This is a genomic window from Methylobacterium organophilum (assembly GCF_022533465.1).
In the GTDB taxonomy this organism is placed as follows: Bacteria; Pseudomonadota; Alphaproteobacteria; order Rhizobiales; family Beijerinckiaceae; genus Methylobacterium; species Methylobacterium organophilum.
On sequence record NZ_CP092848.1, the window covers coordinates 4,569,920 to 4,589,080 of the forward strand.

A 19,161-nucleotide genomic window follows, 5' to 3' on the forward strand; every position below is an offset into this window, starting at 1 on the left:
CCACGCCGGTGTCTCTCCTTTCGATTGTTGTTTTGACGGTAATGCAATCTAAGGATGGGATGTCGTTCCAGAAATTTTGCCGCAGGTTGAACAGGTTTTGACGATATTCATCTCGTAATAATGAATGACTGATTGGGTCCGACGCGAGCAACCCAGCGTGCCAGCCCCCTGAACGGGTGGTTGACCGTTCTCAAGTCGGAGCCGGACATGCCGCGTTACAGCGATCTGCCGATTTTCGTGAAGGTGAGCGGGGCGCTCGCCGTCCTCGCCCTGGTCAGCGTCCTGACATCGGGCCTGTCATGGTCCAACCTGAACAGGATCGAGGCCACGGCGGAGGCCACGGCGCATAGCCACGCCGTGATGGCCGATGCCCAGCGCCTCGTCGAGGCGATGGTCAACCAGGAGACCGGGGTCCGCGGCTACCTGATTGCCGGGGAGGACGCGTTCCTCGCCCCCTATCGCGGCGGCCGGGAAACCTTCGAGACGACCTTCGCCCATCTGCAGGGCCTGATCGCCGACAATCCGGGGCAGCAGAAGCGCCTGACCGCGCTCGGCGAGGCGGCCTCCCGCTGGCGCAAGGACGTGGCGGAGCGCGAGATCGCCCTCATGCGCGACCCGGAGACGCGTGAGCAGGGCCGGGCGATCGAGGCCTCCGGCGCCGGCAAGAGCGCCATGGACGCTCTTCGCGCCCAGGCCGCCGAGATCGTCTCGATCGAGAAGGGGCTGCTTGACGAGCGTGCAGGGGCGGCGGCGGCGGCCGGCGACGCGTTCCGCCGGGTCTGCATCGGCGGCCTCCTGGCCATGATCCTGGCCTCCGTCGCCACCCTCGCCCTCCTCCATGCCGGGCTGGTGAAGCCGATCCGCGCGATGACGGGCTCCATGGGCCGCCTCGCGCAGGGCGATGCCACGGTTGCGGTGCCGGGGCTCGGGCGCCGCGACGAGGTCGGCGGCATGGCCGGCGCCGTGCAGGTCTTCAAGGAGAACCTGATCCGGACCCGGGCGCTGGAGGCGGAGACGGCCGAGGCACGCCTCGCCGCGGAGGAGCAGCGCAAGACCGGCATGCGCCAGATGGCGGACGCCTTCGAGCGGGCCGTGGGCGGCATCGTCGAGACCGTGGCCGCTGCCGCGACGGAGATGCGGGCGACCGCCGAGGGGATGACGACCCTGGCCACCCGGTCCGTGGGCGAAACCAACGCCGTGGCTGGCGCGGCGCAGGAGGCCTCCAACCATGTCGGCGCCGTGGCCGCGGCGGCCGAGGAACTCGGCGTCTCGGTGCAGGAGATCGCCCGCCGGGTCGGCGACTCGGCCGAGATGGCGCAGGGCGCGGTGAACGAGGCGAGCGCCACCGCTGGGCTGGTGCAGGAGCTGTCGGAGGCGGCGGCCCGGATCGGCGACGTGGTCGGCATGATCTCGCAGATCGCCAGCCAGACGAACCTCCTGGCGCTGAACGCCACCATCGAGGCGGCCCGGGCCGGCGAGGCGGGGCGCGGCTTCGCGGTGGTCGCCGCGGAGGTGAAAGAACTCGCGAGCCAGACCGCCCGGGCGACCGACGAGATCTCCGGCCAGATCGCGCGCATCCAGGGCTCGACCCAGCAGGCGGTGGCGGCGATCCAGGGCATCGGCGGCCGCATCCGCGAGATCAACGAGGTCGCGAGCTCCATCGCCGCGGCCGTGGAGGAGCAGGGCACGGCGACCCAGGAGATCGTCCGCAGCGTCGCCGAGGCCGCGCAGGGGACGGGCGCCGTCACCGGCCGCATCGCGGGCGTGGCCGAGGCGGCCGAGGAGACCGGCAATGCGGCCTCCCAGGTGCTCACCTCGGCGGGCGAGCTGTCGCAGCAATCCGAGCATCTCGGCAGCGAGGTCGCCCGCTTCCTCGCCACCGTGCGGGCCGCCTGAGGCCGCCCGCGCCCCTCGCGAGGCTTGAAAACCAGAAGGCCCGGGGCATGCCCCGGGCCTTCGCGCTTCCGTGAACCGGCGGTCTCAGAGGTTCGTATAGTTCGGCCCGCCCGGCCCCTCCGGGGTGACCCAGGTGATGTTCTGGTTGGGGTCCTTGATGTCGCAGGTCTTGCAGTGGACGCAGTTCTGCGCGTTGATCTGGTAGCGCAGGCCGTCGCGGGCGGAGGCGTCCTCCACCCATTCGTAGACGCCCGCCGGGCAGTAGCGGCCGGAGGGGCCGCCATAGACGTCGTGCTCGGAGCGCTTCTGGAGCTCGCTGTCCGTCACCTTGAGGTGAGGCGGCTGGTCCTCCTCGTGGTTGGTGTTCGAGAGGTAGACCGAGGAGAGCCGGTCGAAGGTGAGCTTGCCGTCGGGCTTCGGGTAGGTGATCGGCGTCACCTCGGAGAGCGGCTTCAGGCAGGCATGGTCCGGCTTGCCGTGTTTGAGGGTACCGAACAAAGAGGTGTCCGCGAGGGCATTGGTCCACATGTCGAGGCCGCCGAGCCCGACCCCGGCCAGGGTGCCGTATTTCGACCAGAGCGGCTTGACGTTGCGCACCGGCTTGAGGTCGCGCCCGATCGCGCTGCCGCGCCAGCCCTCCTCGTAGGCGGTCAGCTCGTCGCCCTGACGGCCCGCCGCGATGGCCGCGAAGATGGCGTCGGCCGCCTGGATGCCGGACAGGATCGCGTTGTGCGAGCCCTTGATGCGCGGCACGTTCACGAAGCCGGCCGAGTCGCCGACAGGCAGCCGCCGGGGAAGACGAGCTTGGGCACCGATTGCCAGCCGCCCTCCATGATGGCGCGCGCGCCGTAGCCGATGCGCTTGGCCCCTCGAAGGTCTCGCGGATCATCGGGTGGGTCTTGAAGCGCTGGAACTCCTCGAACGGCGACAGGGTCGGGTTCTCGTAGTTCAGGTGCGTGACGAAGCCGACCGAGAGCAGGTTGTCGTCGAAATGGTAGAGCCAGGAGCCGCCGCCGGCCTTGTTGGGCAGGGGCCAGCCCATGGTGTGCTGGACGAGGCCGGGCTCGAACTTCGCATCGCTGAGCTGCCAGAGCTCCTTGATGCCGATGCCGTATTTCTGGTGGTCGCTGTGGCGGTTGAGCTGGAAGCGCTCGATCAGGGTCTTGGTGAGCGAGCCGCGGGCGCCCTCGCCGAAGACCGTGTATTTGGCGCGCAGCTCCATGCCGCGGGTGAAATCGGCGCGCGGCGCACCGTCGCGGCCGATGCCGAGATCGCCGGTGGCGATGCCGGTCACGGCGCCCTTGTCGTCGTAGAGCACCTCGGAGGCCGGGAAGCCCGGATAGATCTCGACGCCGAGGCCCTCCGCCTTCGCGCCCAGCCACTTCACCGTGTTGGAGAGCGAGCCGACGAAGTTGCCGTGGTTCGACAGGAGCTTGGGAAAGAACAGGTTCGGCAGGCGGACGCCGCTGTTCTTGGTGAGATAGAGGAACTCGTCACGCTCGACCGCGGTCTTGAGCGGGCGTTCGGGATCCGTGCGCCAGTCGGGCAGCAGGGCGTCGAGGCCGATCGGGTCGACCACGGCGCCCGACAGGATATGCGCGCCGACCTCCGAGCCCTTCTCCACCACGACGACGGAGATCTCCTCGCCCTTCTCCGCGGAGAGCTGCTTGAGGCGGATCGCGGCGGCGAGGCCCGCGGGCCCCGCACCCACCACCACCACGTCGAAATCCATCCCCTCGCGATCCGGCAACGCCATCCTCGATCCTCCTGAGCCGTGCGGCGTCCCCGTCGCGTCGGCGCGTTCGTGTTATTGAACTCTCTCAACCGATTCCAAATTAGGAAGGCAAGCCGTCCTTGCTAGAATGGCACAGCCCTAGCCACAGGACTCCCTTGCCCGCAACCGGACCGAACCGGCGCTGTTTCCGGCGCGCCCGTCCGGTTAAGGTCGCCCCATGAACGTGCCGGCGGTCCCCTCCCTTCCCCTTCGCCCTCCCCGTCATCCGGATCGCCGCGGCCTTCCTGTCCGATGCGGAGGGCCGGGTGCTGCTCGTGCGCAAGCGCGGCACGGAGGCCTTCATGCAGCCGGGCGGCAAGATCGAACCCGGCGAGGCGCCGCGCGCCGCCCTGCGGCGGAGCTGTCCGAGGAGCTCGGGCTCGTCGTCGACGCGCAGGCGGCGGTCTTCCTCGGGCGCTTCCGGGCGGAGGCCGCCAACGAGCCGGGCCATGTCGTCGAGGCGGAGATCTTCCGCCTGTCGGTGGCGGGTCCGGTGGCGCCGGCCGCCGAGATCGCGGAGATCGCCTGGATCGACGCGGCCGCGCCGGGCGCCCTCCCCTGGCGCCCCTCACCCGCGACCACGTGCTGCCGCTCCATGCCGGCGCGGGACGTTGTCCACAGGCGCCCGCGACGCCACATGACAATAATGAGCCCCGCGAGCCAGGACAGGGACGCGCAGATCGCGCTCCTCGACTTCGACGTCGAGGCCGGTGTCGATCTCGCCCTCGACGAGACCCCGCATGACCGCTTCGCCGAGGCCGACGCCCCGGCCCCGGACGCGCGGCGCCCGTCTCTTTCGCCGCCGCCGCTTTTGTCCCCCTGCCCCGGCGGGAGCTGCCGTCGCGGAGCCCGGAGGCGCCGCGTCCGGCCGCGCCCGCCCGCACCTATGGCGGGGCCGCCGCGGCGGCGCCGGGCGAGGCCGCGGTCGATGCCCGCGCCAAGGCGGCCGAGGCGGAGTCGCTGGAGGCTTTGGAGGCCTTGCTGCGCGGCTTCGAAGGCTGCGGCCTCCGCTTCACGGCCAAGAACCTCGTCTTCGCCGACGGCAATCCCCAGGCCCGGGTGATGTTCGTCGGCGAGGCGCCCGGCGCCGACGAGGACCGCATCGGCAAGCCCTTCATGGGCCGTTCCGGCAAGCTCCTCGACCGGATGATGGCGGCGATCGGCCTCGACCGCTCGGGCGCCTATGTCGCCAACATCGTGCCCTGGCGGCCCCCGGGCAACCGCAACCCGACCCCGCAGGAGGTCTCGATCTGCAGGCCCTTCATCGAGCGCCAGATCACCCTCGTCGATCCCGACATCCTGGTCTGCCTCGGAGCCCCGGCCACGCAGACGCTGACGGGCACGAAGGACGGCATCCTGAAAGCGCGGGGGCGGTTCTATCCCTATCGCCTCGGCGACGGGCGCGAGATCCGGGCGCTCGCCACGCTCCACCCAGCCTATCTCCTGCGCCAGCCGGTGCAGAAGCGCCTCGCCTGGCGCGACTTCCGGGCGCTGAAGGCCGCCCTCGACACGCGGGCTTGACCGGAGGCGCTCGATCCGGCCCAAGCGGAACGGTATCCCGGACAGGATCATTCTCATTCCGGCACCGGCGCGCGTCTCGCGGCGCCGGGGACCGGGCGACACGGGTGGCGGGCGATGCGTTGGGAAGACTTCCGCAGTTCGGAGAACGTCGAGGATCGCCGCGGTGAGGGCGGCGGAGGCGGCTTCGGCTTTCCCGGGGGCGGGGCCGGCGGCCTCGGCATCGGCACGATCGTCGTGCTGCTGCTCATCTCCTGGGTGACCGGCATCAACCCGGCCATCCTGATCGGCGGGGCCGAGCACATGAGCGGCGGCCGTCCGCGCGAGGAGCGGGTCGATCCCGAGACCCAGGCCCGGCGCCGCCAGGCCCCGACCGACCAGGCCGGCCAGTTCGCCTCCAAGATCCTCGGCAACACGGAAGACGTCTGGAGCACGGTGCTGCCGAACCAGACCGGCCGGCAATACACTCCGACGACCATGGTGCTCTATCAGGGCGGCACCCGCTCGGGCTGCGGCTCGGCCCAGGCGGCGATGGGGCCGTTCTACTGCCCGCTCGACAAGAAGGTCTATCTCGACACGAGCTTCTTCAAGGAGATGCAGACCAAGTTCGGCGTGAAGGGCGACTTCGCCTATGCCTACGTCATCGCCCACGAGGTCGGCCACCACGTGCAGGACGTGCTCGGCATCCTCGGCAAGGTGCAGGGCCGTCAGCAGGCCGCGAGCAGCAAGACGGAGGCGAACCGCCTCTCCGTGCGCGTGGAGCTGATGGCCGATTGCCTCGCCGGCGTCTGGGCCAAGAACTCCAACGACCGCTGGAACGCTCTCGACCAGAGCGACATCCAGGAGGCGCTCAACGCGGCGAGCGCCATCGGCGACGACAAGCTGCAGGAGCAGGCCCAGGGCTACGCCGTGCCCGACAGCTTCACCCACGGCTCCTCCGAGCAGCGGATGCGCTGGTTCATGACCGGCTACAAGAGCGGCCAGACCAAGTCCTGCGACACCTTCCGCGCCGCGGCGAACTGAGCGCCCGGCATCGCCGCGCCATCGGCCGGATTTCGATAAGCCGTTAGCACCTGCCATGCGAGGATGGGCGGATCTTCGCCGCCCGCCCGGATCCCATGGCCGATTCCTTCGCGATGCTCTCCGGCCTGCTGCGCCCCGCTTCGGCGGGCGTGCCGGGCCGGGCCGTGCCGGTCTGGGCCGCCAACGCCCTCATCGCGGCGACGCTGCTCCTGTGCACGGTGCACACCACCCCCTTCGTGGATCTGAGCTCCCCGGCCACGATCGAGGTCTGGGAGGGCGGCAACCTCCTCACCCAGATCGCCTATAGCGCCCTCTTCCTGGCCGCCCTTGCCCTGGTGGCCCGGATCGGCTTCGCCCGGCTGAAGCCCCTTGCCGGGCCGCTCGAGGCCCTGCTCGTCGCCTGGATCGGCGTCTCGACGCTCCTCGCCCAGGCTCCGGCGAACTCGATGCGTCGGCTGGCGCTCACCTTCATCTGTATCTTCCTCGCGGCGGCCCTGCTGCTCGTCGCGCGCTCGGTGCGGCAGTTCGCGCGCAGCCTCGCGCTCACGGCGCTCGGCGTGCTGGTGCTGTCCTACCTCTCGGTCGTGGTGGCGCCGCGCTACGCCATGCACACCACCCTCGACCTCAAGGAGCCGGATCTCGCCGGCAACTGGCGGGGCCCGTTCAACCACAAGAACGAGGCCGGCGCGATCATGGTGCTGTTCGTGTTCGTCGGGCTGCTCGCCTGGAACACCGGCCAGCGGCTCCTCGGGGGCGCCGTCGCCGGGCTCGCCGCCCTCTTCCTGGTCTTCACCCATTCCAAGACCGCCACCGCGCTGCTGCCGCTGATCCTCCTCCAGGTCTGGCTCGCCCAGCGTTTCCGCGGGAGTCTCTGGCGCGGGCTCGTGCTGCTCGGGCCGGTGGCGCTGCTCGGTCTCGTCTCGCTCGGCTCCTTCTTCTTCCGGCCGCTGCAGGAGCTGATCGCCGGCACCCTCACCGATACGAGCTTCACCGGCCGCACCGAGATCTGGGAGTTCGCCCTCGACAACATCCTCAAGCACCCGGTCTCGGGCTGGGGCTATGGCGGGTTCTGGCGCACGGAGGAGACGCAATACGGCAGCTGGGGCACGCAGACCTGGCTCGCCGAGACCTCCCAGGCCCACAACGCCTATCTCGACACGGCCCTGTTCATGGGCCTGCCGGGCCTCGCCCTGACGCTCCTGGTCTTCGTGGCCCGTCCCCTACGCGACCTCCAGCGGGCGGAGGGCGGGCGCCGGATGGACCCGGCCACGGTCTTCTTCGTCAGCCTCTGGCTCTACGCCCTGATGACGGGCTTCTTCGAATCCGTGTTCTACGAGGGCAACAGCGCGATCTTCCTGCTCTTCGTCCTCGCCCTGTTCGGCTTGCGCTTCCGCACCCTGGCACCGGCGGTGGCGCGCTGAGGATCACGCCTCCGGCACCGGCCGGGGCCGCCGGTCCGGGCCGATGGCGACGAAGGTGAACAGGCCCTCCGTCACCTTCATGGTGGTCTCGCTCTCGCGCTCCCGCCGCCAGACCTCGACCTGGATGCGGATCGAGGTGCGGCCGACCTTCACGATCCAGGCATAGAGGCTGACCTCGTCGCCCACGAAGACCGGATGGTGGAAGGTCATCGCCTCCACCGAGATCGTGGCGCAGCGGCCCCGCGCCCGGCGGGCGGCGACGTTGCCGGCGGCGAGATCCATCTGCGCCATCAGCCAGCCGCCGAAGATGTCGCCGGCCGGGTTGGTATCGGCCGGCATGGCGATGGTGCGGATCACCGGCGCCCCGCGGTCGCTCGGCTGGCCAGGGACGCCCGGCATCGTCTCGACGGTCACGGTTTCGGTCATGGCCTCGCTCGCGCGGCAGTTCCTGGCGCGGCCAAGCATGCCACGTTCGTGCCGTCGCCGCTTCGTTCCGGGACCGCGGAGCGGGACGAAAGGCTCCTGTCTGAAGCCTCGCCGGAGGGAATCGCTCGAATCCTAAAAATGCCGTTAACCGAATTTTAACCTCGCGATTGCCGGTCGGCGACGCCCGTGCGAGCTTCCTAAACGAAAGCTTAACGGTGAGTACGGGTCATGCGTGACGGGTTCTCCAAGCGGGTCGGCGGCGCGGGCAGGGCCCGGCTCCGGGTGCTCGCCGCGGGCCTCGCCCTGGTCCTTGCCGCCGCGGCCCCCGCCGCCGCCCAGACGCTCGCCGCCCTGCCGAGCCGGTCCCCGTCCACCGCCACCGTGACCGGCCCGGCCAAGCCCATCGCCGCCTGGGCCACCTTCTGCGAGAATTATCCGGCCGAATGCGCCCTCAACCGCAGCGAGCCGGCCCGCATCGCCCTCTCGAACGCGACCTGGCAGACGATCAACGCGGTCAACAAGCGGGTCAACAAGTCCATCCGCGCGGTCACCGACCTCGACCATTGGGGCTCGGCCGACCGCTGGGACCTCGCCGAGGACGGCATGGGCGATTGCGAGGACTTCCAGCTGCTCAAGCGCCGCCTGCTGGCCGAGGCCGGGCTGCCGCGGCGGGCCATGCGCATGACCGTGGTGGTCGACGAGAAGGGCGAGGGCCACGCCGTCCTCACGATCCTGACCGACCGCGGTGACCTGATCCTCGACAACAAGACCAACGCCGTCCTGCCCTGGCGCCAGACCGGCTACGTCTTCGTCAAGCGTGAGAGCCAGGACGCCGTCGCCTGGGTCGCCCTCGGCCGCGATCCCGATCCGGCCACCACCGCGAACCGCTGACCGCGCCTGTCCCGCGGCGGGACGGCCCCTCTGCCGGCGGTTAGCGCCCCGTTAAGGCGTCTTGCGCGAAGGTTGACGGAACGTTTCTCGGATTATCGCTTTTCGAGAAATATCTCTCCGGCCAAAGCCTTCGCGCGAGCCCGATGCCGTTCTCCCTCCCCCGCACCGCGCTGATCGCCCTCGCTCTCCTGGCGGCCCCGGCCGCCCGGGCCGAAGGTCCTGCCGGTGCCGCGGGCCAGAGTCATGCCGCCTGGCAGAGCTGCCTGCGCGAGGCCTATGGCCTGAAGGCCGCCCTCTCCGGCAAGACGCTCGCGGCCGATGCCGCCCTGCGCGAGTGCCGCGACCGGGAGAACGCCTATCTCGCCGCCCTCTCCACCTCCCCGCTCCTCGACGACGAGGACGTCGCCCGTGTCCGCCCGGCGCTGGTCGCCCGCGCCCGGATCTGGCTGATGGGCCGCGCACCCACCCGCCAGCTCTGAGGCGGGACGGCGCCACGATCCTCCCGGAAGTCGCCCGTCGGCAGGGTCGCCCTGCCGGGCCGGTGCACGCGGACCGTGCGCCGGCTTTGCCGTTGCCCGCAGCGGCGGAATGGTTTCCAAAAGTTCATGCGGGCGTCACAACGCCGACACGCAAGGTTTAATCCCGCGTTTTCTGATAAAATTCCATGTGCTCGACGGCACTTGGATTCGTCGAGGCAAGCTCGGCCGGCCTCTTGTTTATGACGGGCCGACAGAACATATTTCGCGGCGAGGCATCCGCGAGATGCCCGAGGTTTCGCGTGAACCTCGCGTTTCAAGTCCACGCTGAGAGAGGCTCCCGGGGGAACTCCCATGGCATTCGAGAATAGCCCGTTCCGCTACGGCGCCCAGCCGCAGGGTTACGCGGGCACCCAGGTCGAGGTCGACCAGGGCCTGCGCTCCTTCATGCTCGGCGTCTACAACAACATGACCGTCGGCCTCGGCATCTCGGGGCTGGTCGCGCTCGGCCTCAACATGCTGTCGGTCGCGGCCTATCAGGGCACGCGGCCGATCCTCACCCCCTTCGGGCAGGCGCTCTACACGAGCCCGCTGAAGTGGGTGCTGATGCTGGCGCCGCTCGCCTTCATCTTCGTGTTCTCCTTCCGCATGGACCGGATGTCGTCGGTCTCGGCCCGCACGATGTTCTGGGCCTTCGCGGCGGTGATGGGCGCCTCGATGTCCACCCTCCTGCTCGTCTTCACGGGCGCGAGCGTGGTGCGGGTGTTCTTCATCACGGCGGCCACCTTCGGGGCGCTCAGCCTGTACGGCTACACCACGAAGCGCAGCCTGTCGGGGATGGGCTCGTTCCTGATCATGGGCGTGATCGGCCTGGTCATCGCTTCGCTGGTCAACATCTTCCTCGCCTCGAGCGCGCTCCAGTTCGCGATCTCGGTGCTCGGCGTCCTGATCTTCGCGGGCCTCACCGCCTACGACACGCAGAAGCTGAAGGAGATGTATCTCTACAGCGGCCTCGACGCCGAGGGCGCGGCCAAGATGTCGGTGAACGGCGCCCTGACGCTGTATCTCGACTTCATCAACATGTTCCAGTTCCTGCTCTCGCTGCTCGGCGACCGCCGCTAAGCCCGAGCACGAAGGAACCACGAGAAGCCCCGGCTCCGCCGGGGTTTTTTGTTTTGGCGGTGCTCGTGCGGGCGCAAGGCCGCATCGCTCCGCCCTGCCCCGGCTGCTAGGGTCCCGGCCTGTCGTGCTTTCCGACGCGGTGGATCCGGTGCGTCGAATGACGGCGCTTCCTGACAGACATCGCGAGCCGCCGGAGAACGGAAACGATGAATCGCCTCCTCATCGGGCTCACCGCCCTCGCCATCGGGCTCGCTCCCCTCGGGGCCGGCGCGCAGCAGGGGGCGCCCCATGGCGGCGCGCAGGAATCCGGGCGGAAGGCCCCCGAGCGGCGGCCCGAGGGGCGCAAGCTTCCCGCGGATGCGGTCACCCAGCACACCCTTGTCCTGCCGGAGGGCCGCAAGCTCGATTTCGCGGCCACCGCCGGCAGTCTCGCCCTCGTGGACGAGAGCGGGGCGCTGCAGGCCGAGATCGCCTTCACCGCCTTTACACGGGGCAAGCCGGAGGAGGCCGCCTCCCGGCCCGTCACCTTCGCGGTGAACGGGGGGCCGGGGGCGTCCTCGGCCTATCTCAATATCGGCGCCATCGGCCCCTGGCGCCTGCCGCTGGACGGGGCGAGCATCAGCCCCTCGCAGCCGATCGCCCTGCAGCCGAACCCGGCGACCTGGCTCGACGTCACCGACCTCGTCTTCATCGATCCCGTCGGCACCGGCTATAGCCGCGCCGCCGGGGACGACGCCAAGAAGTACTGGAGCGTCGATGCGGACGCCTCGGTGCTGGCCGCGGCCATCGCCCGCTATCTGCGTCAGAACGACCGGCTCGCCTCGCCGAAATTCTTCGTCGGCGAGAGCTATGGCGGCTTCCGAGGGCCGCTGATCGCCCAGAAGCTGCAGGGCGATGTCGGCATCGGCCTGTCCGGGCTGGTCCTCGTCTCCCCGGTGCTCGACTTCGCCTGGCTGCAATCGGCCCGGACCACGCCCTGGGGCTTCGTGACCCGCCTGCCCTCCCTCGCCGCCGCCGGGCTCGAACGCGCGGGCCGGCTGCCGACCCGGGAGCTGATGGCCGATGCGGAAGCCTATGCCGCCGGCGACTACCTCGCCGATCTCCTGAAAGGACCGAACGACCGGGCGGCGGTGGGCCGGCTCACGGAGCGCGTCTCGGCCCTGACCGGGCTTGATCCCGAGACCGTGCGGCGGCAGGCCGGACGGCCCACGGCGGCGAGCTACCAGCGCGAGATCGGCCGCGAGGCGGGCCGCGTCGCCTCGGCCTACGACACCGGCGTCACCGGCTGGGACCCGGACCCGACCGCCCCGCATTCCGGCTTCGAGGACCCGCTGCTCACCGCCATGCAGGCGCCGCTCACCAGCGCCATGGTCGATCTCACCACCCGCCTCCTGAACTGGCGCGTCAACGACCTGCGCTACGAGCTCCTGAGCAACACCGTGAACCGCGGCTGGTCCTGGGGCTCGGGCCGGTCCGCCCCGGAGGCGATGGGCGCCCTCAAGGACGTGATGGCCCTCGACGGGAATTTGCGCATCCTCGTGGCCCACGGCTACACGGATCTCGTGACGCCCTACTTCGCCTCCAAGCTGCTGATCGATCAGGTGCCCCTGCGCGATGCGGGCGCGCGCCTGTCGCTCAAGGTCTATCCCGGCGGCCACATGTTCTATTCCCGGCCGGAGGCGCGCATGGCCTTCCACGACGACGTCGCCGCGATGTTCGCCGCCGCCCTGCGCGGCCGCACGGAGGGCAGCGCCCCGTCCTCGACGGTCCGCGAGCGTCCGATGGAGAACCCGACCCCGTGATCTGCCTGTCCTCGTCCGCCCGGTTCCTGCTTCTCGCGCTCGTCGGCGGCTCCCTGGCCGGCTGCATGGAGTCCGGCCGGCCCCCGGCCCCGCCGCCGGTGGCGGCCGTCGCCCCGGCTCCCCGGGTGCAAGCCCCCGCGGCGCCGACCTTTTCCGGGCCGGTCCTCGACGGCAGCGGCACCTGCACCGGACCCGTGCCGGGTGGTGCCGCGGCGATCGAGCCGGGGATCGGCGAATGCGAGCTCGTCCGTCTCAAGGGCAAGCCGCCGACCGACGTGCTGGTGGGCGAGGGCCGTGCCGGCCGCGAGGTGCAGGTGCTCTACACCGAGCCCGGCGCCAAGGAGCTCTATTTCTTCGTCAACAACCGCCTCGACCGCATCGTGAAGTCCTGAGGCGGCCCGCGCCGGCGCGCCCGGCGCGGAACCGCGCCTCCCTCCTCCGGTTGCCGAAGGAAGGAGGAGCGAACCATGATCAGCCCAGGCAGGACCGGAATCGGGACGGGACTCGTCATCGGGATGGGGCTCGCCGCCCTGTGCCTTGCGCTGGCGAGGCCGGTTGCGGCCCAGTCCGTCGGCGAGAAGACCGGCGTCAATTCGGTGCTCGGGGTCAGCCCCTCGACCCAGGATTTCGTGACCCAGGCCGTGATCAGCGACCTGTTCGAGAAGCAATCGAGCCAGCTCGCCGAGGAGCGCGGCGACGACAAGACCAAGGCCTTCGCCCGGAAGATGATCGCCGATCACGGCACCACCACCGACGGCCTCAAGGCCCTGGTCGATGGCGGCAAGGTCAAGGCCGACTGGCCGACGGCCCTCGACAGCAGCCACCAGAGCAAGCTCGACACGCTCAAGGGCCTCAAGGGCGACGACTTCGTGAAGCAGTACCGCTCGGACCAGGTCACGGCCCACAAGAACGCCGTCGACCTCTACAAGCGCTACGCCGATGGCGGCGACAATGCCGATCTGAAGGCCTTCGCCGCCAAGATGAAGCCGACCCTCGACGCGCATCTCAAGCTCGCCGAAGAGCTCCCGAAGTAGCGCCCCTGGGCGCCGCCGCGGGCACTTAGGACCCCTTGCGGCGGCCCCCCCGATCCGCCCTTTTCCCGTGTCACGGCCGTGCGGCGTCCCGCGCGGCCAAAGTCTTGCCTGTCCCTTCGCCGCCCCGCGCGCGGAAAAAGACGGGGAGCCGCCAGGACGAACCAATGGCCCACGCCTACCGCTTCGGGATCGAGGAAGAGCTCTTTCTCGCGAGCACCCGGTCCCGCTCCGCCCCGCGCGAGGTGCCCAGGGATTTCCACGACGAGGCCCGGCGCCGGCTCGAGGCGGTAGAGCGGGAGATGCTCCAGAGCCAGATCGAGATCTGCACGCCGCCCTCCGCGAGCTTCTCCGAGGCCCGGGAGCGTCTGACCGCCCTGCGCTCCGGCCTCGCCGGGGTGGCGCGGGACTACGGGCTCAAGGTCTTCGCCGCCGGCACGCATCCGACCGCGCTCTGGTCGGAGCAGAAGCCGACCCGCAAGGCGCGCTACCGCAAGATGATCGAGGACCTCCAGATCGTCGGGCGACGCTCCGTGGTCTGCGGGCTGCACGTCCATGTCGAGGTGCCCCGGCCCGAAGCGCGCATCGACCTGATGCGGCGGCTCCTGCCCTTCCTGCCGCTGCTTCTGGCCCTCTCCACCTCCTCGCCCTTCTGGGAGCGGGAGCGCACCGGCCTCGCCGGCTACCGGGCCCGGGTCTATGCGGAGCTGCCCCGCACCGGCCTGCCGGAGCTGTTCGAGGACATGGCCGATTACGAGCGCTACGTCGCCGCCATGACCCAGGCGAAGGCGGTGGAGGACGCGACCTTCTTCTGGTGGCACATCCGTCCCTCGATCCGCTATCCGACCCTGGAATTGCGGGTGGCCGACAGCTGCACCCGCCTGTCCGACAGCCTCGCCGTCGCGGCCCTGTTCCGCTGCCTCGTGCGCCTGGTCGAGCGCCGGCCCGAGATCCACGCCCACATGACCGGCGCCTCCCGCGGCTTCGTGATGGAGAATCTCTGGCGGGCCGAGCGCGAGGGCGTCCATGCCAGCCTGATCGACGAGACTTCCGCGAGTGCGGTGCCGGTCCGCAAGGCGGTGGACGCCCTGCTCGATCTCGTGGCCGAGGACGCGGCGGCCCTGGGATGCGAATCGGAGGTCGCCCATGCCCGGCACATCGCCCGGGACGGCACGAGCGCCGATCACCAACTCGCCGTGCACGAGGCGGCGCTCGCGGCGGGCAAGAGCCCCCGCGCGGCGCTGAGCGCGGTGATCGACTGGCTCGCCGAGGCGACAAAGGCGGGCTGAGGCAGCGACCGTCGTAGCCGTTGCGAGCGCAACGGGCAGGCTGCGGAAATTTCAGTCGTGGATGCTGCGCGCCTCGCCGGGAGCGGGCCGCATGCCGCCCGGAAGCCGGGGAAAAGCGAGTCGGTCCCGCTCTTGCTAGAGCTCCCTTCGCCGAAGGGCAGACCGGTTCGGCGCGAGCGATGGCCGTTCCGATCGGCCGCCTCGGCCGGGAATGCCGCGGGCCGCTCCAGCCTCGGGGCCTCGCGCCGCGCTGGGTGCCCGCAGAGAAAAATCCCTTCCTCGAAGTACTGGAGAGATTGACAGGGCAAAGTGGTCACGTATCCTAATCGAGGATATCATATCCACTATACGGATAAACAAATGAGCAGCGATGCCGCCGTTTTGGGCATCCTGCTCGTTTGTGGGCGATGCGGTTCCGGGCATCGGGCTTCCATGCGAAAGCTTGCGAAGACTGTCCGCTCATGCCGCGAGAAGACCGGAACAGGCCATGAAACCGTCTCTGTTCGCATATGACGCGCCGCGGACGCTCGACGAGGCGATCGCCCTGCTGGCCGGGGATCCCGGCGCGATGGTGCTGGCCGGCGGCCAGAGCCTCGTCCCGGCGATGAACCTGCGGCTCGCCGCCCCCGGCCGCCTCGTCGACATCCAGCATGTCGAGGGCCTGCGGGGGATCACGGTGGGCGAGGGCCGGATCACGGTCCGCGCCATGGTGCGCCACCGGGAGCTGGAGCTCAGCGCCGAGGCGCATCGGGCGAACCCGCTCATCCGCGCGGTGATGGCCCATGTCGCCCATATCCCGATCCGCAACCGCGGCACCGTGGTGGGCAGCCTCTGCCACGCCGATGCCGCCGCCGAGATGCCGATGCTGCTCCTGCTCACCGATGGCAGCGTGGTCGCGCAGGGGCCGGAAGGACGGCGCGAGATCGCGGCGCGGGACTTCTTCGCGTTCCACATGACCACGTCCCGCCGCCAGGACGAGATCGTCACGGAGGCGCGCTTCCCGGTCCTGCCCGAGGGGGCCGGCTGGGCCTTCGAGGAATTCGCCCGCCGCCGGGGCGACTACGCGGTCGCTGCGGTCGGCGCGGTGATCCGGCGCGGCACGGTCCGGCACACGGTCTCCCTCGCTGCCTGCGGCATCGCCGCCCGCCCCGTTCGCCTGGAGGCGGCGGAGGCGCTCCTGTCGGACAGCGACCTCTCCGAGGGTGCGATCCGCGCCGCGGCCGAGGCGGCCAAGGCGGCGGTCACCGCCCCCGACGATCTCCACGCCACCACGGGATACCGCCGCCACCTCCTCGCCGGCCTCGTCCGGCGGGCCGTGGCGGGCGCCCTCTCCCGCGCTTCCTGAGGCACGATTCCCATGTCCCGCGCAAAGGCCCGGCGCCAGTTTCCCGTCACCTCGGACGATCCCACGATCCGCGTCGCCCTCACCGTCAACGGCGAGGCGGTCGAGCGCGAAGTCAGCCTGCGCATGCTGCTCTCGGATTTCCTGCGGCACGAACTCGGGCTCACCGGCACCCATGTCGGCTGCGAGCACGGTGTCTGCGGCGCCTGCACGGTGATGATCGACGGCAAGTCCGCCCGCTCCTGCCTCACCCTGGCGGTGCAGGCCAACGGGACGGAGCTGCGCACCATCGAATCGGTCGCCGCCGAGGACGGCACCCTGCACCCGCTGCAGGAGGCCTTCCGCGACTGCCACGCCCTGCAATGTGGCTACTGCACCCCGGGCTTCATCATGAACATCCTGAGCCACTTCGAATCCGGGCAGCCGGTCGACCTCTCCGAGGAGGGCATCCGGGACGTGCTCTCCGGCAATCTCTGCCGCTGCACCGGCTACCAGGCCATCGTCGCCGCCTATCGCCAGGCGGCTGAGCGCCTCGCGGTCCGCCGAGGGGAAGCCTGATCATGTCGACCCGCACCTTCGGCGCCCGGATCAAGCGCAACATCGATCCCAAGCTCCTGCGCGGCGAAGGCTCCTTCGTCGACGACATTCCGCTCGCCCATCCGCTGCACGTCGCCTTCGTGCGCAGCCCCTTCGCCCGGGCGAAGATCCTGTCGGTCGACACGGCGGAGGCGAAGGCCATGCCGGGCGTCTGCGCGGTCTATACCTGCGACGACATCGGCGCCCTCGATCTGGAACTGCCGCAGCTCATCCCGCATCCCTCGATGACGGATCCGCGCACGCAGCGGCCGCTCGCCCGGGAGGACGTGTTCCATGTCGGCCAGCCGGTGGCGATGGTGGTGGCCGTCGACCGCTACACGGCGGAGGACGCCGCCACCCTGGTCTGGGTCGAGTACGACCCGCTGCCCGTCGAGCTCGATCTGGAGCGGGCGGTGGCGGATGGGGCGCCGCTGGTCCATGCCGGTCATACCAACAATGTCGCCGCCGATTTCCGCCAGATCTGCGGGGATCCGGCCACGGCTTTCGCGCAGGCGGAGCACGTCACCCGCATCCGCGTGCAGGTCGACCGCTCCACCGCCGCGCCGATGGAATGCCGCGCCGTGGCCGCGGTCCACGACCCGGTCACCGGCGAGCTGACGGTCTGGGACGGCACCCAGGCGCCGATCTCCGTGCGCGGGGCGCTGGCCTCGATCCTCGGGATCGACGAGGACAAGGTCCGGGTCATCGCCCCCGATGTCGGCGGCGGCTTCGGCCAGAAGGTCTACCAGTTCTATCCCGACGAACTGCTGGTGCCGATGGCCGCGCGCCAGCTCGGCCGCCCGGTCAAGTATATCGAGGACCGGCGCGAGAACTTCATCGGCTCCTCGCAGGAGCGCACGCAGATCCACGAGATCGAATTGTTCGCCCGCAGGGACGGCACGATCCTCGGCCTGCGCGACGTCTTCCTGCACGATACCGGCGCCTTCATCCCCTACGGCATCGCGATTCCCCAGGTCGCCTCGACCTCGATCGCCGGCCCCTACCGGATCCCGAACATCGACGTGGCCTTCCGCTGCGTCTACACGCCGACGGTCCCGGTCACGCCCTATCGCGGCTGCGGCCGGCCCCAGGCGAACTTCGCCATCGAGCGGGCGATCGACCAGCTCGCCGACGAACTCGGCCTCGACCGCTTCGAGGTGCGCCGCCGCAACCTCGTCGCCGACCACGAATTCCCGGTGCTGCGCGAGGGCCTGCTCTTCGCCGACGGCCTGCCGGTCAGCCTCGACAGCGGCCAGTATCACCGCGCGCTCGCCATGCTGGAGGAGCGGCTCGACGCCAAAGCCTTTCCAGCGGAGCAGGAGCGGGCGCGGGCCCAGGGCCGCTATCTCGGCCTGGGCCTCGCCTTCTACGTCGAGGGCACCGGCCTCGGCCCCTACGAGGGCGGCCATGTCCGCATCCAGCCGATCACCGGCAAGGTCTCCGTCAATACCGGCCTGACCTCGCAGGGGCAGGGCCACGACACGGTCTTCGCCCAGATCGTGGCCGACCAGCTCGGCGTCGCCGTCGAGGATGTGATCGTCGTGGAGGGTGACACCAAGGCCTATGATTGGGGGGTGGCCACCTTCGCGAGCCGGGCGGCGGTGGTCTCCGGCAACGCCATCCACCAATCGGCGGCGATCGTGCGAGCCAAGACCATCGAGGCCGCCGCCAACATGCTGGAGGTCGACCGCGAGGACATCGACCTGCGCGACGGTGCCGCCTGGGCGCGGGGCACCAACCGCAGCGTGTCGCTCGCGGCGATCGCCACCGCGACCAATCCCCTGCGCTACGCCTTCAACGAGGCGGCCAAGGCGGCGACCCAGTTCGCCCCGGCGAGCCGACACGACGGCCCGGCCCTCCGCCCGGGCGAGCATCCGGGCCTGGAAGCGACGGACTATTACAGCCCGCCCTGCGCCACCTGGGCCTACGGCGTCCATGGCGGCCTTTTCGAGGTCGATCCCGAGACCTGCGCGGTGAAGGTGCTGCGCTACGTCTGCGTCCACGATTGCGGCACCATGATCAACCCGACCATCGTCGAGGGCCAGGTCATGGGCGGCATCGCCCAGGGCTTCGGCGGTGCCCTCTACGAGCGCATCGAGTTCGATGCGGAGGGCAACCCGGTCAACGCCAACTTCGTCGACTTCCTGGTGCCCTACGCCACCGAGGTGCCGCCGGTGGAGATCCTGCATCTCGAGACGCCCTCCCCCCTCAACCCGCTCGGCGTGAAGGGCGTGGGCGAGGCGGGCTGCATCCCGGTCGGTTCGGTGGTCGCCTCCGCCATCGAGGACGCGCTGCGGCCCCTCGGGGCCGGGCCGTTCCGGCACGTGCCGATCACGCCGAGCATGATCCACGCCGCCCTCGCGGGCGCCTGAGCGCGGCCCGCGGATCCGGGCGGGAGCCGGCCCGCGGGCACGATGCCGGGCGGGCATCGGCCGCCGCCCAGACGGCATTGGGTCGCCGCGCAGGGGGCCGATAAGCTGCCCTGCGGTTGCGGACGCGGCCGAACAATCGGCCGCGTCCGCCCATCGAAGAACAGGGTCCGACCCACGGCCGGCGAGGACAAGGGGACACATC

15 protein-coding genes and 2 pseudogenes are annotated in these 19,161 nt (G+C 70.4%); 15 read left to right on the forward strand and 2 right to left on the reverse strand.

Annotation, left to right across the window (positions count from 1 at the left end; translation table 11 throughout):
- Nucleotides 1–207: 207 nt before the first annotated feature.
- Complete coding sequence (locus MMB17_RS21565) at nucleotides 208–1,896, forward strand: methyl-accepting chemotaxis protein (protein ID WP_241100225.1); 1,689 nt, start codon at nucleotides 208–210, stop codon at nucleotides 1,894–1,896.
- Nucleotides 1,897–1,980: 84 nt separating this feature from the next.
- On the opposite strand, the pseudogene MMB17_RS21570 reads toward MMB17_RS21565, so the two are convergent.
- Nucleotides 1,981–3,652 (reverse strand): annotated as a pseudogene (locus MMB17_RS21570) (electron transfer flavoprotein-ubiquinone oxidoreductase).
- 293 nt (nucleotides 3,653–3,945) lie between these two features.
- Between MMB17_RS21570 and MMB17_RS21575 the strand changes: the two are divergent.
- The 4 genes and pseudogenes from MMB17_RS21575 (at nucleotide 3,946) to MMB17_RS21590 (ending at nucleotide 7,632) form a co-directional block, all read left to right on the forward strand.
- Nucleotides 3,946–4,311, forward strand: a complete 366-nt coding sequence (locus tag MMB17_RS21575; RefSeq protein ID WP_338041791.1) for an NUDIX hydrolase — start codon at nucleotides 3,946–3,948, stop codon at nucleotides 4,309–4,311.
- Nucleotides 4,308–5,191: pseudogene (locus tag MMB17_RS21580) on the forward strand (uracil-DNA glycosylase). The gene MMB17_RS21575 and the pseudogene MMB17_RS21580 overlap by 4 nt, the downstream one beginning before the upstream one ends.
- Nucleotides 5,192–5,305: 114 nt before the next feature.
- A complete protein-coding gene (gene ypfJ / locus MMB17_RS21585; RefSeq protein ID WP_238310644.1) occupies nucleotides 5,306–6,211 on the forward strand; it encodes a KPN_02809 family neutral zinc metallopeptidase in 906 nt (301 codons plus the stop codon).
- 95 nt (nucleotides 6,212–6,306) lie between these two features.
- Nucleotides 6,307–7,632, forward strand: a complete 1,326-nt coding sequence (locus MMB17_RS21590; RefSeq protein ID WP_241100226.1) for an O-antigen ligase family protein — start codon at nucleotides 6,307–6,309, stop codon at nucleotides 7,630–7,632.
- Nucleotides 7,633–7,635: 3 nt separating this feature from the next.
- Here MMB17_RS21590 and MMB17_RS21595 read toward each other — a convergent pair whose 3' ends face one another.
- On the reverse strand, nucleotides 7,636–8,058 hold the full coding sequence (locus tag MMB17_RS21595; protein ID WP_241100227.1) for an acyl-CoA thioesterase: 423 nt from the start codon (nucleotides 8,056–8,058) through the stop codon (nucleotides 7,636–7,638).
- 228 nt (nucleotides 8,059–8,286) lie between these two features.
- On the opposite strand from MMB17_RS21595, the gene MMB17_RS21600 reads away from it, so the two are divergent.
- From MMB17_RS21600 to cutA, 10 genes are all read left to right on the forward strand, one after another.
- Complete coding sequence (locus MMB17_RS21600) at nucleotides 8,287–8,949, forward strand: transglutaminase-like cysteine peptidase (RefSeq protein WP_241100228.1); 663 nt, start codon at nucleotides 8,287–8,289, stop codon at nucleotides 8,947–8,949.
- A gap of 143 nt (nucleotides 8,950–9,092) precedes the next feature.
- Nucleotides 9,093–9,428, forward strand: coding sequence for a hypothetical protein (locus MMB17_RS21605; RefSeq protein ID WP_238310640.1), 336 nt, complete (start codon nucleotides 9,093–9,095; stop codon nucleotides 9,426–9,428).
- A gap of 351 nt (nucleotides 9,429–9,779) precedes the next feature.
- On the forward strand, nucleotides 9,780–10,547 hold the full coding sequence (locus tag MMB17_RS21610) for a Bax inhibitor-1/YccA family protein (RefSeq protein ID WP_241100229.1): 768 nt from the start codon (nucleotides 9,780–9,782) through the stop codon (nucleotides 10,545–10,547).
- Nucleotides 10,548–10,753: 206 nt separating this feature from the next.
- On the forward strand, nucleotides 10,754–12,349 hold the full coding sequence (locus tag MMB17_RS21615) for a S10 family peptidase (protein ID WP_241100230.1): 1,596 nt from the start codon (nucleotides 10,754–10,756) through the stop codon (nucleotides 12,347–12,349).
- A gap of 65 nt (nucleotides 12,350–12,414) precedes the next feature.
- Nucleotides 12,415–12,741, forward strand: coding sequence for a hypothetical protein (locus MMB17_RS21620; protein WP_241102261.1), 327 nt, complete (start codon nucleotides 12,415–12,417; stop codon nucleotides 12,739–12,741).
- Nucleotides 12,742–12,816: 75 nt separating this feature from the next.
- Nucleotides 12,817–13,383 (forward strand): DUF4142 domain-containing protein, encoded by a 567-nt coding sequence (locus MMB17_RS21625; protein ID WP_420847293.1) that lies wholly within the window; start codon nucleotides 12,817–12,819, stop codon nucleotides 13,381–13,383.
- Between the two features lie 164 nt (nucleotides 13,384–13,547).
- A complete protein-coding gene (locus MMB17_RS21630; protein WP_241100231.1) occupies nucleotides 13,548–14,669 on the forward strand; it encodes a carboxylate-amine ligase in 1,122 nt (373 codons plus the stop codon).
- A 487-nt stretch (nucleotides 14,670–15,156) separates the two neighbouring features.
- Nucleotides 15,157–16,014 (forward strand): FAD binding domain-containing protein, encoded by an 858-nt coding sequence (locus MMB17_RS21635; protein WP_241100232.1) that lies wholly within the window; start codon nucleotides 15,157–15,159, stop codon nucleotides 16,012–16,014.
- 12 nt (nucleotides 16,015–16,026) lie between these two features.
- Entirely contained in the window at nucleotides 16,027–16,569 is a 543-nt protein-coding gene (locus MMB17_RS21640; RefSeq protein ID WP_241100233.1) for a (2Fe-2S)-binding protein, read from the forward strand.
- A 2-nt stretch (nucleotides 16,570–16,571) separates the two neighbouring features.
- On the forward strand, nucleotides 16,572–18,959 hold the full coding sequence (gene cutA, locus MMB17_RS21645; RefSeq protein ID WP_241100234.1) for an aerobic carbon-monoxide dehydrogenase large subunit: 2,388 nt from the start codon (nucleotides 16,572–16,574) through the stop codon (nucleotides 18,957–18,959).
- Nucleotides 18,960–19,161 lie beyond the last annotated feature (202 nt).

What these genes read in the sequence shown, in the direction of transcription:
- MMB17_RS21565 (WP_241100225.1), top strand. Translation starts at nt 208, where the DNA reads ATGCCGCGTTACAGCGATCTGCCGATTTTCGTGAAGGTGAGCGGGGCG.
- ypfJ (WP_238310644.1), top strand. Translation starts at nt 5,306, where the DNA reads ATGCGTTGGGAAGACTTCCGCAGTTCGGAGAACGTCGAGGATCGCCGC.
- MMB17_RS21590 (WP_241100226.1), top strand. Translation starts at nt 6,307, where the DNA reads ATGGCCGATTCCTTCGCGATGCTCTCCGGCCTGCTGCGCCCCGCTTCG.
- MMB17_RS21595 (WP_241100227.1), bottom strand. Translation starts at nt 8,058, where the DNA reads ATGACCGAAACCGTGACCGTCGAGACGATGCCGGGCGTCCCTGGCCAG.
- MMB17_RS21600 (WP_241100228.1), top strand. Translation starts at nt 8,287, where the DNA reads ATGCGTGACGGGTTCTCCAAGCGGGTCGGCGGCGCGGGCAGGGCCCGG.
- MMB17_RS21605 (WP_238310640.1), top strand. Translation starts at nt 9,093, where the DNA reads ATGCCGTTCTCCCTCCCCCGCACCGCGCTGATCGCCCTCGCTCTCCTG.
- MMB17_RS21610 (WP_241100229.1), top strand. Translation starts at nt 9,780, where the DNA reads ATGGCATTCGAGAATAGCCCGTTCCGCTACGGCGCCCAGCCGCAGGGT.
- MMB17_RS21615 (WP_241100230.1), top strand. Translation starts at nt 10,754, where the DNA reads ATGAATCGCCTCCTCATCGGGCTCACCGCCCTCGCCATCGGGCTCGCT.
- MMB17_RS21620 (WP_241102261.1), top strand. Translation starts at nt 12,415, where the DNA reads ATGGAGTCCGGCCGGCCCCCGGCCCCGCCGCCGGTGGCGGCCGTCGCC.
- MMB17_RS21625 (WP_420847293.1), top strand. Translation starts at nt 12,817, where the DNA reads ATGATCAGCCCAGGCAGGACCGGAATCGGGACGGGACTCGTCATCGGG.
- MMB17_RS21630 (WP_241100231.1), top strand. Translation starts at nt 13,548, where the DNA reads ATGGCCCACGCCTACCGCTTCGGGATCGAGGAAGAGCTCTTTCTCGCG.
- MMB17_RS21635 (WP_241100232.1), top strand. Translation starts at nt 15,157, where the DNA reads ATGAAACCGTCTCTGTTCGCATATGACGCGCCGCGGACGCTCGACGAG.
- MMB17_RS21640 (WP_241100233.1), top strand. Translation starts at nt 16,027, where the DNA reads ATGTCCCGCGCAAAGGCCCGGCGCCAGTTTCCCGTCACCTCGGACGAT.
- cutA (WP_241100234.1), top strand. Translation starts at nt 16,572, where the DNA reads ATGTCGACCCGCACCTTCGGCGCCCGGATCAAGCGCAACATCGATCCC.